The sequence below is a fragment of the Pandoraea pneumonica genome (genome assembly GCF_902459645.1).
Lineage (GTDB): Bacteria > Pseudomonadota > Gammaproteobacteria > Burkholderiales > Burkholderiaceae > Pandoraea > Pandoraea pneumonica.
This window is the reverse complement of record NZ_CABPSK010000002.1, coordinates 1-15,560: the sequence shown is the minus strand read 5'-3', so window position 1 is coordinate 15,560 and position 15,560 is coordinate 1. Positions and strand designations below refer to the sequence as shown.

The following is a 15,560-nucleotide window of genomic DNA, read 5'->3' as shown; positions in this document are numbered from 1 at the left end:
CACTTACATGTGGTTCACTTCTTCCGGCAACTGATAGAAGGTCGGATGGCGGTAGATCTTGTCGGCGGCGGGGTCGAACAGTTCGGCCTTGTCTTCCGGCGCGGACGCCGTGATGGCGGTCGAGGGCACGACCCAGATGCTCACGCCTTCCTGGCGGCGCGTGTAGACGTCGCGCGCCATGCGCAGTGCCATCTCGGCGTCGGCGGCGTGCAGGCTGCCGCTGTGCTTGTGTTCGAGGCCCATCTTGCTGCGCACGAACACTTCCCAGAGGGGCCATTCCTTGTTAGTTGCTTGCGTCATGATCGATCCTGATGCGGGGCGTCCCGCGTGTCTGTGAGGTTGCCGCTCGCCTGACTTCGGCGGCTGATTTAGGCGGCTTGTTTTTCCGCGCGCTGGCGTTGCTTAGCGGCATGAGCGAGGGCCGCATCGCGAACCCAGGCGCCTTTCTCGTGAGCGGCGACTCGCGTGCCAAGGCGTTCCTTGTTGCACGGGCCTTCGCCGTTCACCACGCGCCAGAATTCCGACCAGTCGATCTCGCCGTAGTCGTGGGCCTTGCGGGCTTCGTTCCACTTCAGGTCCGGGTCGGGGAAGGTCACGCCGAGCACCTTGGCTTGTTCGATCGCCGCGTCGACAAACTTCTGACGCAGGTCGTCGTTCGAAATACGCTTGATGCCCCACTTCATGGTTTGCGCGCTGTGGATGGATTCCTTGTCGCTAGGACCGAACATCATCAGCACCGGCCACCACCAGCGGTTGACGGCTTCCTGCACCATGTCGCGTTGCGCCTGCGTGCCGTTCATCATCGCGAGCAGGGCGTCGAAGCCTTGGCGCTGGTGGAACGACTCTTCCTTACAGACGCGGATCATGGCGCGCGCATACGGGCCGTACGAGCAGCGGCACAGCGGCACCTGATTCATGATGGCGGCGCCATCGACGAGCCAGCCGATCACACCGACGTCGGCCCACGTGAGCGTGGGGTAGTTGAAGATGCTGGAGTACTTGGCTTTGCCCGAGTGCAGTGCGTCGAGCATTTGGTCGCGCGAGGTGCCGAGCGTTTCAGCCGCCGAGTAGAGATAGAGGCCGTGACCGGCTTCGTCCTGCACTTTGGCGAGCAGAATGGCTTTGCGCTTGAGGCTGGGCGCGCGCGAAATCCAGTTGCCTTCGGGCAGCATGCCGACGACTTCCGAGTGCGCGTGCTGCGAAATCTGGCGCACGAGCGTCTTGCGATACTCGGCGGGCATATAGTCCTGCGGCTCGATCTTCTGATCGGCGGCCATGCGCGCGTCGAAGCGGGCTTGTTGCTGCTGCTCCGTCTCGCTCAAGGCGCGCACGCCCTTGGGGCTGTTGCCGGCCAGATCGATGGCTTGCGTATACATAGAGGGAGGCCTCCGCGGCATGTGGGGAATATGGAACGCATTATAAACCGACCGGCCGGTCGGTCAATAAATGTTTTCCATGAGATGGCGGAGGTGATTGTGGGGGCATCGACACGTGCCCCCGAGTGCTCAGATCGTCACGACAATCTTCCCGAATTGCTCGTTCGATTCCAGAAAGCGGTGCGCCTCGACGATGTCGTCAAAGGCAAAGGTCTTGGCGATGACCGGCGCGAGCGCGCCGCTAGCCAGTCCATCGAGAATGAACGCCTTGGCGGCCGCCAGCCGTACCGGATCGCCCGTGATCTCGTGGACGAGGTAACCGCGCAGCGTCAGCGTCTTGCTCAGTACCGAGAACAGCGGGAACGGCGTCGGTGCCGGGCTCAGACCGCCATATTCGATGAGGATGCCGCCGCGCGACATGGCGGCCGTCAGCGGCTCGAAGATCGGGCCGCCGATCGGGTCCAGCACCACGCGCACCCCCGCCTGTCCCGTGATCGCTTGCAAACGGCTTGCAAGATCCTCCTCAGCGGTCGCCACGACATGCGCGGCCCCGGCGCGAAGCAGGGCGTCCGACTTGGCCGACGTGCGGGTGACGGCAATTGGCGTCGCGCCAACCCGATTGGCGATCTGAATGGCTGCCAGCCCAACACTGCTTGATGCGGCCGTCACGGCCACGAAGTCTCCCGGGCCGAGCTTGGCGATGTCGATCAACGCCCCGTAGGCGGTGAGGTAGGGCATCCAGACAGCGGCAGCCGCTTCCCAACTCAGCGACGGCGGATGCTTGACCACGAGCGCAGCGGGAAACGTGACCAACTCGCCATACGCAGGCCAGCGCACCATCGACTGCGGCGGCACGATACTCACCGCATCACCCGGCGCAAAGTCCGTGACGTCCTCCCCCACCGCCTCGACGACGCCTGCCGCTTCCAGTCCAAGGCCGGACGGAAAGGTTGGCGTCTCGATATACGATCCCGCCCGCAACAAGGCTTCGGCCCGGTTAAGTCCCAGCGCCTTGACGCGAATTTGCACTTCGCCCCGAGCGGGCGGCGCCACCTCGACGTGCTCGATGCGCAGGACCTCAGGCCCCCCATGCTGATGAAAGCGAACAACGCGTGCCATATCGTCTCCAGTCAAAACTCGTTGAGTTGAATACACTGTAGCGGTCCATTTTTCGTGGATAAATGGTCGATCAACGACAACAGTAGAAACTCGGAGTTTTCAATATGGATCGCTTAGCCAGCATGGCGGTGTTCGTGAAAGCGGTGGATCTCGGCTCGTTTGCGGCGGCGGCGGATGCGCTGGGACTTTCCGGCCCGATGGTCGGCAAGCACGTTCAGTTTTTGGAAACCCATCTGGGCGTGCGGTTACTCAACCGCACCACTCGCCGTCAGAGCCTGACCGACTTTGGGAGTGCTTACTACGACCGTTGCAAGATCGTCCTTGCCGAAGTGGACGCGGCCGACGCCCTTGCGGCCGATCATCTGGCGGAGCCGCGCGGCAAGCTGCGCGTCACCATGCCTGCGCACTTCGGCAGGCACTGCGCGGCACCGATACTGCTGCGCCTCGCCCAGCAATACCCCGCGCTGGAGTTGGATTTGTCGTTTAACGATCGATTCGTCGATTTGGCCGAAGGTGACTTCGACATCGCCATTCGCACGGGCGAGCCGGAAGACAAGGCCGGTGTGATTGCGCGGCGTGTGGCCCGCCAACGCATGATCGTCTGCGCGTCGCCTACGTATCTTGAAGCGCATGGGCAGCCGCGCAGCGTCGACGAACTTGGCGCGCATCAGGCCATCTTCTACCGCCGCTCGGGCAGGGGCGGTCCGTGGCTTTTTCCGAGAGAAGGGCAGCCGCCCGAGGCGTTCATGCCGGGGCATCGCCTGCGCTTGGACGATCTCGCCGCCATCGCCGATGCCGCTGCGCTCGGGATGGGGCTTGCATGGCTGCCTTATTGGCTAGTGCGTGATCGCATCCGTGAGGGGGCGCTCATCGAGTTGCTGCCGGAAACGCCGGCGTTTCTCTACGATGCCTACGCCCTTTGGCTGCAAACCCCGCACTTACCCCGCAAGGTTCGTGTGGCGGTCGATGCGCTTGCGGAATCGCTGCCGGGTTTCATGACGTGAGCCCGCGCGGTTGCGAAGCCGGGGCGACTGCCCGCGTCGCACTCGCCAACAGCCCCTTGATCAACCGCGCGCGAGGCGACGCCCGATGCCACAGCAGTCCGAACCGGCGGCGCTCGACCGGGTCAGGCAGTGGCAGACGAACGACGTTCAAGCCACTCGTGAGCGGCGAGACGATATCGGGAACCAGCGACACACCGAGTCGACGATCCACCATCATTGCGATGGCCATCAGCGAATTCAGTTCGAACAACTCATTCGGCACGATCTTCGCCGCACGCAGATACTGATCGGCCTGCTTGCCGCCGCCGAGCGACCGGTCATAGCGAATGAACGGCTCACGCCGCAGCAACGTATGGGGCGCTTCGTGCGCCAGATGCTCTGGCGCGAGCACGACGATCGGCTCCTCGCGCAGCAGATGCCATTCATAGGCCTTGGGCAGCGCAAACGGCGGATGCAGGCAGATCGCCACATCGAGATCGCCGCGTTGCAGCGTGTCGTACAACTCCATCGACGTGCCTGCGCGAATCAACACCTTCGCTTGTGGAAACTCGCTCGAGAAGTTCGCCAGCACGTCGGGCAGCAGACTTAACAGCGCCGTTGTAATCGTGCCGATTCGCAACTCGCCCGATGGCTCATCGGTTAAAGCCACGGCCTTGAGCTCTGCCGCGTCGCGCACCAGCGCCCGCGCTTTTTCAATCACCCGGTGCCCAGCTTCCGTCGGAATCACCGTGCGCCCCGCGCGCACCAGCAGCGGCACCCCCAATTCGCGCTCCAGCGCTTGCACTTGTTGCGCGATGGCGGCAGGCGTCACGCCAATGCGACGCGCGGCTTCGGCCATCGAGCCGCTATCGACGACGAGTAATAGGTTGGCGAGAAAGGCGGTATCCATAACGATAGATTTTCTACGCTTTTAAGATAGGTCTAGATAGTTTATCTAAACCAAAGCGGCACTTAGACTCATTTCCAGTCAGAAAAGCAAGCAAGCAAGGACTGGAGACATGAGAAGCAAACTCTTCGTGCCCGCATCGCGGCCGGAGCTCTTCGCCAAGGCGCTCGCCAGTGCGGCCGATGCGTTGTCGTTCGATCTGGAAGATTCCGTAGCCCCCGAGCGCAAGCCTGAGGCGCGCAACACACTCCGCGATTGGCTGCGCACGCTCGACACTCGCAGCCTCAGCAAGCAACTGATCGTGCGCGTGAACCCGCTCGATTCGACGTACTTTGCCGACGACATCGACGCCGTCGTGCAGCCTGGCGTCGCATTCATCAACTTGCCGAAGCCCGAGTGCGCCGCTGACGTGCACGCCGCCGCCGAGCGTATCGCGCAGGCCGAACGTGCCAACGGTGTCGCGACCCCGGTGCGCCTGCTGCTCAATATCGAATCGCCGCAGGCGCTGCGTCGTGCGGCGGAACTCGCGTCGGCGCATCCGCGCGTGGCCGGGCTGCAATTAGGGCTGGGCGATCTGTTCGAGCCGCTGGGCATCGCGCGTCGCGAGACGGCGGCAATTGCGCAGGCGATGTTCACGCTGCGCATGGCTGCGGGGGAAGCCGGTGTCTTCGCCTACGACTCGGCCTTCGCCAATATCAAAGACGAAGCAGGCTTTCGCGCCGAAGCACAACTCGCCCGCGCCATGGGCTTTCTCGGCAAGAGTTGCATCCATCCCAGCCAGATCGTCCTCGCCAACGACGTCTTTCGTCCTTCCGATGAAGAGATCGCCCACGCCGTGCGTGTGGTCGATGCCGCGCGCAACGCGGCCCGCGACGGCGTTGGCGCTTATGTCGTCGACGGCAAGATGATCGATGTGCCGTTCGTCGAGCGCGCCCGCACGCTGGTGGAAAACGCCCGCCGCATGGGGCTGCTGCGCGACGAACACGCTGTTACGTGATGACCATGAAACGAGATTCCCTGCTGTCGCCTGCCGCAAGTTCAGGCATTGCCGCCCCCGCCGCCGGTCCGCTTGACGGCGTACGCGTGCTCGATCTGAGCGCGTATATCGCCGGTCCTTACGGCTGCACGCTACTCGCCGATCAGGGCGCAGAAGTCATCAAGATCGAACCGCCCACAGGCGACAACTTGCGCAAGTACCCGTCGACGCTCGCGGCGGAGAGCCGGGCGTTTCTCGGCGTCAATCGCGGCAAGCGCGGGCTCGTGCTCGATCTCAAACAACCCGAGGCGCTCGCGGTGCTGCGCCGCTTGGTCGAAGCGGCCGACGTGCTCGTTCATAACTTCCGGCCGAATGTACCGGCGCGCCTTGGCATCGGCTATGAACAACTGCGCGAGGTGAATCCGCGCCTGATTTACTGCGCCGTGACCGGTTACGGCGACACGGGGCCGAACAAAGACAAGGCGGGCTACGATCAGGTGCTGCAAACCATGACGGGCATGTGCGCCATGCAAGGCAAGGCCGACGGGCCGCCCGAGATTTTGTACGGCTCGGTCGTCGACTACTATGCGGCGTCGCTGGTCGCGGCGGGCGTGTCGTCGGCACTGTTCGCACGCGAACGCACGGGGCAGGGGCAATACGTGGGCGTGTCGTTGCTGCGCAGCGCGCTGGCGATGCAGTCGGCCCGTATGGTCTGGGCAGATGACGAACCGCGCGATGTCGGCCGCGATATGCGCTCGGGCGGCATCACGGGCATTCACCCTACGCGCGAGGGCTATCTGTATATCTCGGCCAACACGCCGCACTTCTGGCTGGCGTTATGCGAGAAGACGGGCATGTCGGCACTCGCGGCCGACGAGCGCTACGATTCCGTGCGCAAGCGCGCGCAGCATCGCGACGAGATCGTGCCGCAATTGCACGCCGCATTGCAGGCGCACAGCGCGCGCGATTGGGAGGCGATTTTCGGCGATGCCGTGCCGTGTGCAGCTGCCCGTCGCGTCGAAGACATGTTCGACGACCCGCAGGTCGATGCCGAGGCGATGGTGCAGCACTACACGTACGCCGGTGCACAAGGCGATCTGGGCTATCGCGGTTTTCGAGAGCCGATTCGGTTTGGCAACGGACCGGACGCCGGTGCCTGCAACGTGCCCGCGTCACGCGCTGCACCGGCGTTCGGCCAACACTCCGATGAAGTGTTACGCGATCTCGGATTGCCTGACGCGGAGATTGCGGCGTTGCGAAAGGCAAAGGCCGTGCAGTAAGCGAATCCCCCTGCGCGCCAACAGCGAACGGATTCGCGACACAGCGCGCCCTATATAAGATGAACGGAGACAAACCCATGGAAACCATCACCACGCGCGCCGAGGCGGCGAGGGCGACGGCACCCGCCACCCAGGCGCCATCTAAGCACGGCGCGCCTTCGACGAGGTCGCTGCGAGAGCGCTGGTGGGCGGTGTTCGATTTGCGCATCGGTGCGCTGCCCTTGCCGGTGTATCTCCTGCTCGTGGGCATCCTCGCGGCGATGGTGCACAACGGCAAACTGGCGTCGGATCTGCCGACCGGTATCGCGCTCGTTGCCGTCGGCGGTTTCACTTGCGCGGAACTGGCCAAGCGCATTCCGTGGGTGCGTCATGTCGGCGCGACGTCGATTTTCGCGGCCTTCATTCCATCGGCGATGGTCTATTACGGGCTCATGCCCGAGCCGGTGACGAAGGCCGTGACGACGTTCACCAAAAGCTCAAACTTCCTCTATCTGTTCATCGCGGCGATCATCGTCGGCAGCGTGCTGAGCATGGACCGGCGCACGCTCGTGAAAGGCTTCGTGCGCATTTTCATTCCGCTCGCGAGCGGCTCGGTCGTCGCGGCCATTGTCGGCACGTCGGTCGGTACCGCGCTGGGGCTCGAAGCGAAGCAGGTCTTCTTCTATATCGTCGTGCCGATCATGGCGGGCGGCGTCGGCGAAGGCGCGCTGCCGCTCTCGGCCGGATACGCCCAGATTCTCGGCGTTGAACAAGGGCCGCTCTTCGCGCAGGCTCTCTCGGCTGCCATGCTCGGCAATATCTCGGCCATCTGTCTGGCTGGCTTGTTGAGCTATCTCGGTGCCCGCAAGCCGAAACTCACCGGCAACGGGCAGTTGACGATCGTTTCGGCGAACCAGGTGACCGAGGCGAGCGCGGCACCGGAGGAGTCGTCGCCAAGCTTCGACGCGTCAAGCTTGGCGGCGGCGGGCGGCACGGCGATCGCGCTGTATCTGCTGGGAGTGTTGAGCCATCAATGGTTCCACTGGCCCGCGCCTGTGGTGATGCTCGTCTTCGTGGTGATCGCGCAGTTGTTCCAGATTGTGTCGCCGCGTGTGCGCGGTGGGGCGCGCTTCATGTACAGCTTCTTCTCGACGGCGGTCACGTATCCGCTGATGTTCGCCATCAGCATCGCCATGACGCCGTGGGGCGAAATCGTCACGGCGTTTCACTGGATCAACATCGTGACGGCCGTCTCGACGGTGCTCTCGCTCGCGGTGACCGGGTTCATCGTGGCGAAATGGGTGGGGATGTATCCGGTGGAAGCGGCCATCGTCAACGTGACGCACAGCGGCTTGGGCGGCACCGGCGATGTGGCCATTCTCACGGCGGCGAACCGCATGGAACTGATGCCGTTCGCGCAGATTGCGACGCGCATCGGCGGCGCGATCGTCGTGATGATGTCGCTAGCGGCGTTCTCGTACTGGCATTGACGCCGCGCCTTAGTCCTGCGGCCGCCCGAAGTGCTCGCGGTACTGTTGCGGCGACACGCCGAACCGCCGTTGAAACACCTTGCGCATGTTGTGCGGATCGCCAAAACCGCATTGCCATGCCACCGTCTTGAGCGGTGCGTTGCCGTTTTCCAGCATCACGCGGGCGGCATCGATGCGGGCGGCGCTCACGAAGTCGGCGGGCGTCGCGCCCGCATCGCGTGAGAACACCCGGGAGAAGTTGCGCACACTCATCTTCGCGACCGCCGCCAAGTCGCCCACCGACAGCGGCTCGGCCAAATGTTCCAGCACATACTGCTGCACTTGCGCGACCGGTGAATTCGGTTCGGCGTAGGGCGTGAGGTAAGGGCTGAATTGCGACTGTCCGCCCGCGCGCTGGGTGAACACGACGAGCCGCTTCGCCACATTGAGGGCGACCGCTTGCCCGTGATCTTGCGCAAGCAGATGCAGCGATAAGTCGATGCCCGCCGTCACGCCCGCCGACGTGTACAAATTCCCATCCTGAATAAAAAGCCGGTCGGCCTCGATGTGCGCGCTGGGGGCGCGCTGCGCGAGCACGTCGACATCGTTCCAGTGGGTCGTGACACGCTTGCCGTCGAGCAAACCGGCGGCAGCGAGCACCAGCGCACCGTTGCAAATGGAGCCGAAACGCCGCGCGCGAGCGGTGGCGTCGAGCAGCCAGCGGGAGACATTCGGGCCGAGATCGTCGGTCAGCAACGACGGGCCGCCCGCGACCAGCAATAAATCGAGATGACCGCCCGCTTCCTGATAGTGGCGGCGCGGCAGCAGCGTCATGCCGTTCGAGCAAGCGATCGACCCATGCTGGGTGCCGATGACTTCCGTCTGATAGTGGTTGTCGGGCAGCAGGAAGCGGTTCGCTTCCGCGAACACGTCGAGCGGGCCGCTCACGTCGAGCGACTGCACACCGGGAAAAACCAGCAAAGCGACATTCCGGATCATGGCGAAGGGGCGCTGGCAGTAATGCGGTGCATTTTGGCAGAAAGCGGCCAGGTGAGCCGATCGCGCCCGGCTGTTGGCGCGAAGGGACCCCGGATTGGCCGTTATTGATCGCGCGTCAACTCGGAGTCTTGTTTGCTATACTGCGAACGATTCTCATTTGCAAAGCGGGTGCCTGTGCCTTCCGGCCACACCTGGTCCGGGGACAGGAGGGGCGTATGCCCGCCGACGACACGCTGCAACGCGACACGTTGCAGGGGCTGTATCACGATCACCACGGCTGGCTGCATAGCTGGCTGCATCGCAAGACCGGCTGCTCGCATCGGGCCGCCGATCTTGCGCACGACACGTTCGTCCGCCTGCTCGAGCGCGATCCGCCGCGTCTGCTCGCGTCGCCGCGCGCTTTCCTGACGACGGTTGCCCAACGCGTTCTCTATAACTACTGGCGCCGCGAGCAGATCGAACGCGCTTATCTCGAAGCGCTCGCTCAGCAGCCCGAAGCCGTCGTGCCGTCACCCGAAGAGCGCGCCATCGTGCTCGAGACGCTGCTCGAAATCGACCGCTGTCTGGACGGTCTCCCGGCACCCGTCAAACGCGCGTTTCTGCTCGCTCAGCTCGACGGACTGACGCACGCAGAGATCGCCGCTGAACTCGGCATTTCGCTCGCGACCGTCAAACGCTATTTGGTGCGCGCTGGTACCCAGTGTTTCTTCGCCATGGAGGCGGCGTGACGCGGGCGACGGCGCAAGCGTTCACCCCCGGTGTCGCGCAGCAAGCGGTGGAATGGTGGGTGACGCTCCAAGGCGGCGATGCCACCGAGACGCTGCGTGCGGCTTGTGCGCGGTGGCGCGAGGCGCATCCCGATCACGAGCGCGCGTGGCGGCACATCGAGACGGCTGACAGCCGTATGCGGCAGGTGTCCGACGCGCTGGGGGCGGCGGTGGCGCAGGCAGCGCTGCGCGCACCCCGCTCGCGGGCGCGCCGTACGGCGATCAAGGTCATCGTGGGCGGGCTGTTCGTCGGTGGCGGCGCTTGGCTCGCGACAGACCCGCTGGCGGTGCAACGCTTGCGGGCCGATGCGAGTACGGCCGTGGGCGAGCGTCGCACGCTGCGTCTGGCCGACGGCACCACGCTCGTGCTGGGGACACGCAGTGCCGTGCGGCTATCGATGGATGGGGCGACCCGTCGCATCGCCCTGCTGGAGGGCGAGGTGATGGTGAGCACCGGTAAGGATGCCGGTCATACCCCGCCGCGAGCGCTGGTTGTCACGACAGCGCAAGCGTCGTTGCAGCCGCTGGGCACGCGTTTCGCGGTACGGCAGGACGCAGCAGGCGGCCGCGTGCAAGTTTTCGAGGGGGCCGTGCGCGTCATGCCAAACGATGCGCCGCACGTCGAGCGCATCGTGCAGGCGGGTGAACAGACCCATTTCACGGCACGCACCATCGCGCCGCTCACGGCGCTCGATGAGGGCGGCGGTGCATGGGCCGAGGGCATGCTGGTGGCCGTCGATATGCGGCTCGATGTGTTTCTGGCGGAATTGTCGCGCTACCGGCGCGGCTATCTGCGCTGCGATCCGGCCGTGGCGGCACTGCGTGTGTCGGGCACTTATCCGCTGGGCGACATCGACGCCATTTTGGCGGTGCTGCCGCACGCACTGCCGGTGTCGGTGGCGTCGGTGACCCGCTATTGGGTAAACGTCGGGCCGAGCGCCTGAGGGGTTTTCAACTTTTTCTAGATTTTTATCGGGCCAGTGAGCTGTTTTGTACATCTCGCGTGACAAGGGAAGTGAAGCCTTCTTTCTATTGCCTGAACGAGATATCCCATCATGGCCGTCGTCTTTTCCGAATTCTCCGCCGCCACGCCGCGCCGTGCGCCAGTGGCTCCGCGCCATCGCCATATCTGTGCCGCCGTTGCGATGACATTTGCGTCGGTGTTTGCCGCGAGCGCCGCACACGCACAGGCCGCGCAGTCAGATCAGACGGGCACCGCAAAAGTCGCCGCCAATGCCGCTGCGACCCGCGTATACGACATCCCGGCAGGTACGCTCGACGCCGTGCTCACCCGTTTTGGCCGCGAGGCGGGCATTCTGCTGACGTATGCGCCGTCGCTCACCGCGGGCCGCCAGAGCCCCGGCGTCCAGGGGCGCTTTGACGTGCCGGGCGCCTTCGGTCAAGTGCTGGCGGGCACCGGTCTTGTGGCGTCGCCGCAGGGGGCGGGCTTCACGCTGGTCGCGCAAGCCTCGCCAGTGCCTGCGACGCTCGCAGCCGGGGGAGGCTCCGGCGAGGTGGCGCTGCCGAGCACGCATGTTCAGGGGCAATCATGGACGGATGCGTATCGCGCGCCCGTCGACGCCACTATTGCGCGCACCGATGCGCCCATTCTCGATATCCCGCAGGCGATCAACGTCGTGCCGCAGCAAGTGCTGGCCGATCAGCGGGCGCGAACGCTCGATGACGCGCTAATCAACGTGAGCGGCATCGTGCAGGGCAATACGCTGGCAGGTACGCAGGACACGCTGCTCAAACGCGGGTTCGGCGGCAATCGCGACGGCTCGATCATGCACAACGGCATGCCGCTCGTGCAGGGGCGCGGGCTCAATGCCAATGCTGACGCCGTCGAAGTCCTCAAGGGGCCGTCGTCGCTGCTCTACGGGATCATGGACCCGGGTGGTGTGATCAACGTCGTAAGCAAGCGTCCGCTGCTCAAGCCCTATACGGCGGTGAGCGTGGCGGGCACGACGTATGGCCACGGCAAGAACGGCGCGGAAGAAACGCTCGATACCACCGGGCCGATCGGGGACTCGGGGCTGGCTTACCGGCTGGTCGTCGATCAGAACAATCAGCAATATTGGCGCAACTTCGGCTCGCAGCGTGAGACGCTGGTGGCGCCGACGCTCGCTTATTACGGACGCGACACGCAGGTCGTGCTGTCGTACGAGTATCGCAACTTCCTCACGCCGTTCGACCGGGGCACGGTGATCGATCCGACGACGAACAAGCCGCTGGCGATTTCGCCACGCGAGCGTCTGGACGACGCGCACAACGAGATGACCGGGCAGTCGCATTTGGCGCAAATCACGGTCGATCATCAGTTCAATGCCGACTGGAAGGCGCACTTCGGCTACAGCTACAACACCGAGACTTACGACGCGACGCAGTTGCGCGTGAACGGTATCAACACGAAGACCGGCATTATTTCGCGTAGTAACGACGGCACGCGCGGCTCGGATAGCGCGGATAGCTATGGCATCGCGTATCTCGACGGGCGGCTGCAACTCGCTGGCATGCAACACGACGTGCAGTTCGGTGGCGATTGGGAGTATCGGCGCATTTACCGGCGCGACCTGATTCGTCAGGCGTCGACGTGCAAGTTCAACTATCTGAGTCCGGTGTACGGCTGCGAGGTGATTCCGACGACGGTGTCTGCGGCTGACAGCGATCAGACCGACACGCTGCACGACGCATCGCTGTTCTTCCAAGATGCCATTCACGTGACCGACCGCTGGATTCTCGTCGGCGGCTTGCGGTTGCTCACCTATAGCCAGTTGGCGGGGAAGGGGCGTCCGTTCCAGGTCAATACGAATATCTCCGATTCGAAATGGCTGCCGCGCGCTGGGGTGGTCTATAAGGCGACGAATTATCTGTCGCTGTACGGCAGTTACTCGGAGTCGCTCAAGCCGACGTCGACGATCGCGCCGCTCTCCAGCGGGGTGGTGATCGATTCGAACGTGGCGCCCGAGCATGCCAAGTCGTTCGAAATCGGCGCGAAGCTCGATATGCCGAACGGGCTAACCGGCACGTTGGCGCTGTTCAACATCAATAAGCGCAACGTGCTCGTCTCGCAGTTCAACGATGCGACCAAGCTGATCGATTGGCGCACGTCCGGTGCGGCGCGCTCGCGTGGGGTGGAGTTGGATGTGTCGGGGCGTATCGGCCAACGCTGGAACGTGATCGCGAGCTACGCGTTTATCGATGCGAAGACCACGGAAGATCCGCTCTATACCGGCAACACGCTGGTGAACGTAGCGCGGCATTCGGCGTCGCTGGCGGGCGTGTATGACTGGGGTCCGGTGCTGGGCGACGGCAGCGGCAACTTGCGATTGGGGGCGGTGGGCCGGTATATCGGCTCGCGCCCGGGGGATTCGGCGAACAGCTTCACGTTGCCCGCGTACTTCGTGGCCGATGTGTTTGCCACCTACGACACGAAGATCGGGCGCAATCCGGTGCACTTCCAGTTCAACGTGAAGAACGTGTTCAACAAGACTTACTACCCGTCGAGCGCCAGCCAGTACTTTGTGGCCGTGGGCGACGCGCGCTCGGCGACGTTGTCGGCGACGGTGGAGTTTTGAGTCAGGGATAAGGAAGATATTCCGCTGGGAGACCCCGGCAGAACCCGGGAGTTGATGTGATCGCGCGCGGGGGCTCGCAACCAATGAAAGCCGCCGCTCCTGCTTCGCGCGGGACGGCGGCTTTCTTGTTCATAGCAAATCGTCGTTAGGAAGCAGGGTGAAGGCACCCGCCACCGCGTTTCGCCAGAAGGGCGCGTAGGGCTCTACGTCGAACGTACGCGGTTGTCCGTTTTCTTCTCCTACCCAACGCAGCGCTGGCATGGTGGGCGGCGTGGGCGTCGGAGGGGCCGTGCCTGGCGGCACCAACTCTACGTGGAAGCTCGCGCGCGGTGCCGTCGCCCGCTCGAAGATGCCCGCCATCCGTTCGGCGAATTCGGGGCTGTGAATCACGATGGCCAGTTCCGTGTTCAGGCGCACTGAGCGTGGATCGAGATTGAACGACCCCAAAATCACGTCGCGCCGGTCGACCACATAGGCTTTGCCGTGAAGACTTGCGCGCGAGGAGCCGCCGAACGTTATGCGTCGTTGCTCGGTTTCCGTACGGATGGGTTTGAACTCGTAGAGTTCGATGCCAGCCTTGAGCAGCGCGGGGCGGTAGCGCGCATAACCGGCGTGCACGGGCACGACATCGGTGGCGGCCAGCGAGTTGGTCAGCACGCGGACTTTGACGCCGCGCGCGGTCAGCGCCGACAGAAACTTCACGCCGCCATCGAGCGGGACGAAGTAGGGCGAGATGATCAGCACTTCGCTCTGCGCGTGTGTGGTGAGCTCACGCAGTTTGTCGCCTGGTGCGCTCTTGGTTTCTTTGGCAGGGGCGTCGAGCTTGTCGGGACTGTCGGCGGCCAGTTCTGCCGGTGCCCAGAAAAGCGGCACTTTGCCGCTGCGCAATCCATCGGCGAGGGGCGGCTGATTGAGGGCGTCGCGTCCAGCCGGGACGTTCTCGGCGTTTTGCCAGTGCTGCGCTAGGGCGTCTCGTGTGGCGTCGAGGGTTTCCTTGTCGATCTTCGACTGGACTTGGCGCAGCGGATAGGACTGGGTGCTTGTCCAGAAATGGTCGAAGCTACGCGAGACAGCATCGACGACGGGCCCGGCGCATAAGAGATCGAAGTCGCGGAAGGAGAGATCGGGATTGGCGTCGAAATATTCGTCACCCAGATTGCGTCCACCCACGATGGCCAGTTGATTGTCGGCAACGAGTGCTTTGTTGTGCATGCGCCGGTTGAGTTGGTCGAACGCCGTCAGCAGATTGCCCGCGCGTTCGAGCAGCGTGGTGTCGCGCGTGCCGAACGGGTTGAAGACACGCACTTCGATGTTGCGATGCTGATCGAGCACGGCGAAGGTCGGGTCGGTGTGGCGGCGGTTGATGTCGTCGACCAGCATGCGGATGCGCACGCCCCGGTCGGCGGCGTCGAGCAGTGACTGGAGCAGCAGGCGTCCTGTGATGTCTTCTCCCGCGCTGTAGTACTGCACGTCGAGGCTGTGCTGGGCCGACTGAACCAGCGCGATGCGCGTGGTGAACGCGGCGGAGCCGGTTGCGAGCAACTGGAAACCGGATTGTCCGGCGTGCGCGCGCACGGCGGGGGCGAGCGCATCGGCCAGTGCGCCAGGCATGGCTGCTGGCGTGTGCGATGTCCATTGCGTCGGCTCGGGTGGTGGCCTGACGGAGGTACAGGCCGCTGCCGCCAATGACAGCAAGAGTGCAAACGCTAGGCGGCGCAGTGGGAGCATTTCGAACGCTCTATATAGAGAGGGAGGGGGAGGGCCGCCGTCTGGCAGGCCTTTCCATATAGGGAAGCTTTGCCAAAAGCATATGCGATTTCGTTGGTTGCGTCGCCTGGGCATGCCCGGATACATTGGACCTGTCTCCTCCATGAAGTCCTGTCCCATGGATCTCGGCCCGCTCACGACGCGGGCCTTTTTTTGCCTTTTTCAAATTATTTTCACAAAGGGCTTGCGCTGGTTCCGGGTTTTCACTAATATTCCGTCTCTCGCAACGACAGCGACGCAGCGAAAGCAGCGAAGCAGGTAAGTGCGACGGGCCGGAAAGCCCGGTGGTTAGTGGTTTTGGAGCTTGTGAGTCGCTACGGCGACGAGCGAAAAGAAGCGAAAAAAACTGTTGACGACGAC

At 63.9% G+C, this 15,560-nt stretch carries 13 protein-coding genes; 7 read left to right on the top strand and 6 right to left on the bottom strand.

What is annotated here, in order from left to right; genetic code table 11:
- Positions 1-3: 3 nt before the first annotated feature.
- From paaB to PPN31114_RS09210, 3 genes are all read right to left on the bottom strand, one after another.
- Positions 4-300 carry a 1,2-phenylacetyl-CoA epoxidase subunit PaaB gene (paaB, locus tag PPN31114_RS09220; protein ID WP_150679247.1) on the bottom strand — a complete coding sequence of 99 codons (297 nt, stop codon included), beginning with the start codon at positions 298-300 and terminating at the stop codon, positions 4-6.
- A 68-nt stretch (positions 301-368) separates the two neighbouring features.
- Positions 369-1,376: a 1,2-phenylacetyl-CoA epoxidase subunit PaaA gene (paaA, locus tag PPN31114_RS09215; RefSeq protein ID WP_150679246.1), complete on the bottom strand. Its 1,008-nt coding sequence runs from the start codon at positions 1,374-1,376 to the stop codon at positions 369-371.
- A gap of 129 nt (positions 1,377-1,505) precedes the next feature.
- Entirely contained in the window at positions 1,506-2,495 is a 990-nt protein-coding gene (locus PPN31114_RS09210; protein WP_150679245.1) for a zinc-dependent alcohol dehydrogenase family protein, read from the bottom strand.
- 104 nt (positions 2,496-2,599) lie between these two features.
- Here PPN31114_RS09210 and PPN31114_RS09205 point away from each other — a divergent pair, with 104 nt between their 5' ends.
- On the top strand, positions 2,600-3,499 hold the full coding sequence (locus tag PPN31114_RS09205) for a LysR family transcriptional regulator (RefSeq protein ID WP_150679244.1): 900 nt from the start codon (positions 2,600-2,602) through the stop codon (positions 3,497-3,499).
- Here PPN31114_RS09205 and PPN31114_RS09200 read toward each other — a convergent pair.
- Positions 3,489-4,388, bottom strand: a complete 900-nt coding sequence (locus tag PPN31114_RS09200; protein ID WP_150679243.1) for a LysR family transcriptional regulator — start codon at positions 4,386-4,388, stop codon at positions 3,489-3,491. The genes PPN31114_RS09205 and PPN31114_RS09200 overlap by 11 nt on opposite strands.
- Before the next feature lie 109 nt (positions 4,389-4,497).
- On the opposite strand from PPN31114_RS09200, the gene PPN31114_RS09195 reads away from it, so the two are divergent.
- The 3 genes from PPN31114_RS09195 to PPN31114_RS09185 all read left to right on the top strand — a co-directional run bounded on the left by PPN31114_RS09195 (position 4,498) and on the right by PPN31114_RS09185 (position 8,110).
- Positions 4,498-5,382: an HpcH/HpaI aldolase/citrate lyase family protein gene (locus PPN31114_RS09195; protein WP_150679242.1), complete on the top strand. Its 885-nt coding sequence runs from the start codon at positions 4,498-4,500 to the stop codon at positions 5,380-5,382.
- A gap of 5 nt (positions 5,383-5,387) precedes the next feature.
- On the top strand, positions 5,388-6,641 hold the full coding sequence (locus PPN31114_RS09190; protein ID WP_150679241.1) for a CaiB/BaiF CoA transferase family protein: 1,254 nt from the start codon (positions 5,388-5,390) through the stop codon (positions 6,639-6,641).
- Between the two features lie 77 nt (positions 6,642-6,718).
- Positions 6,719-8,110, top strand: a complete 1,392-nt coding sequence (locus PPN31114_RS09185; RefSeq protein WP_150679240.1) for a 2-hydroxycarboxylate transporter family protein — start codon at positions 6,719-6,721, stop codon at positions 8,108-8,110.
- Between the two features lie 9 nt (positions 8,111-8,119).
- Here the strand turns inward: PPN31114_RS09185 and PPN31114_RS09180 are convergent, their stop codons facing one another.
- Positions 8,120-9,088 carry a GlxA family transcriptional regulator gene (locus tag PPN31114_RS09180; RefSeq protein ID WP_150679239.1) on the bottom strand — a complete coding sequence of 323 codons (969 nt, stop codon included), beginning with the start codon at positions 9,086-9,088 and terminating at the stop codon, positions 8,120-8,122.
- A 215-nt stretch (positions 9,089-9,303) separates the two neighbouring features.
- Between PPN31114_RS09180 and PPN31114_RS09175 the strand changes: the two genes are divergently transcribed.
- The 3 genes from PPN31114_RS09175 to PPN31114_RS09165 all read left to right on the top strand — a co-directional run bounded on the left by PPN31114_RS09175 (position 9,304) and on the right by PPN31114_RS09165 (position 13,433).
- Positions 9,304-9,816, top strand: coding sequence for a sigma-70 family RNA polymerase sigma factor (locus tag PPN31114_RS09175; RefSeq protein ID WP_150679238.1), 513 nt, complete (start codon positions 9,304-9,306; stop codon positions 9,814-9,816).
- On the top strand, positions 9,813-10,799 hold the full coding sequence (locus tag PPN31114_RS09170) for a FecR domain-containing protein (protein WP_150679237.1): 987 nt from the start codon (positions 9,813-9,815) through the stop codon (positions 10,797-10,799). Before PPN31114_RS09175 ends, PPN31114_RS09170 begins: the two co-directional genes overlap by 4 nt.
- Positions 10,800-10,910: 111 nt before the next feature.
- Positions 10,911-13,433, top strand: coding sequence for a TonB-dependent siderophore receptor (locus PPN31114_RS09165; protein WP_150679236.1), 2,523 nt, complete (start codon positions 10,911-10,913; stop codon positions 13,431-13,433).
- 129 nt (positions 13,434-13,562) lie between these two features.
- Here PPN31114_RS09165 and PPN31114_RS09160 read toward each other — a convergent pair whose 3' ends face one another.
- On the bottom strand, positions 13,563-15,161 hold the full coding sequence (locus PPN31114_RS09160; protein WP_150679235.1) for a phospholipase D family protein: 1,599 nt from the start codon (positions 15,159-15,161) through the stop codon (positions 13,563-13,565).
- Positions 15,162-15,560: the final 399 nt, after the last annotated feature.

What these genes read in the sequence shown, in the direction of transcription:
- PPN31114_RS09205 (WP_150679244.1), top strand. Translation starts at nt 2,600, where the DNA reads ATGGATCGCTTAGCCAGCATGGCGGTGTTCGTGAAAGCGGTGGATCTC.
- PPN31114_RS09180 (WP_150679239.1), bottom strand. Translation starts at nt 9,088, where the DNA reads ATGATCCGGAATGTCGCTTTGCTGGTTTTTCCCGGTGTGCAGTCGCTC.
- paaB (WP_150679247.1), bottom strand. Translation starts at nt 300, where the DNA reads ATGACGCAAGCAACTAACAAGGAATGGCCCCTCTGGGAAGTGTTCGTG.
- PPN31114_RS09210 (WP_150679245.1), bottom strand. Translation starts at nt 2,495, where the DNA reads ATGGCACGCGTTGTTCGCTTTCATCAGCATGGGGGGCCTGAGGTCCTG.
- PPN31114_RS09195 (WP_150679242.1), top strand. Translation starts at nt 4,498, where the DNA reads ATGAGAAGCAAACTCTTCGTGCCCGCATCGCGGCCGGAGCTCTTCGCC.
- PPN31114_RS09200 (WP_150679243.1), bottom strand. Translation starts at nt 4,388, where the DNA reads ATGGATACCGCCTTTCTCGCCAACCTATTACTCGTCGTCGATAGCGGC.
- PPN31114_RS09175 (WP_150679238.1), top strand. Translation starts at nt 9,304, where the DNA reads ATGCCCGCCGACGACACGCTGCAACGCGACACGTTGCAGGGGCTGTAT.
- PPN31114_RS09160 (WP_150679235.1), bottom strand. Translation starts at nt 15,161, where the DNA reads ATGCTCCCACTGCGCCGCCTAGCGTTTGCACTCTTGCTGTCATTGGCG.
- paaA (WP_150679246.1), bottom strand. Translation starts at nt 1,376, where the DNA reads ATGTATACGCAAGCCATCGATCTGGCCGGCAACAGCCCCAAGGGCGTG.
- PPN31114_RS09165 (WP_150679236.1), top strand. Translation starts at nt 10,911, where the DNA reads ATGGCCGTCGTCTTTTCCGAATTCTCCGCCGCCACGCCGCGCCGTGCG.
- PPN31114_RS09185 (WP_150679240.1), top strand. Translation starts at nt 6,719, where the DNA reads ATGGAAACCATCACCACGCGCGCCGAGGCGGCGAGGGCGACGGCACCC.
- PPN31114_RS09190 (WP_150679241.1), top strand. Translation starts at nt 5,388, where the DNA reads ATGAAACGAGATTCCCTGCTGTCGCCTGCCGCAAGTTCAGGCATTGCC.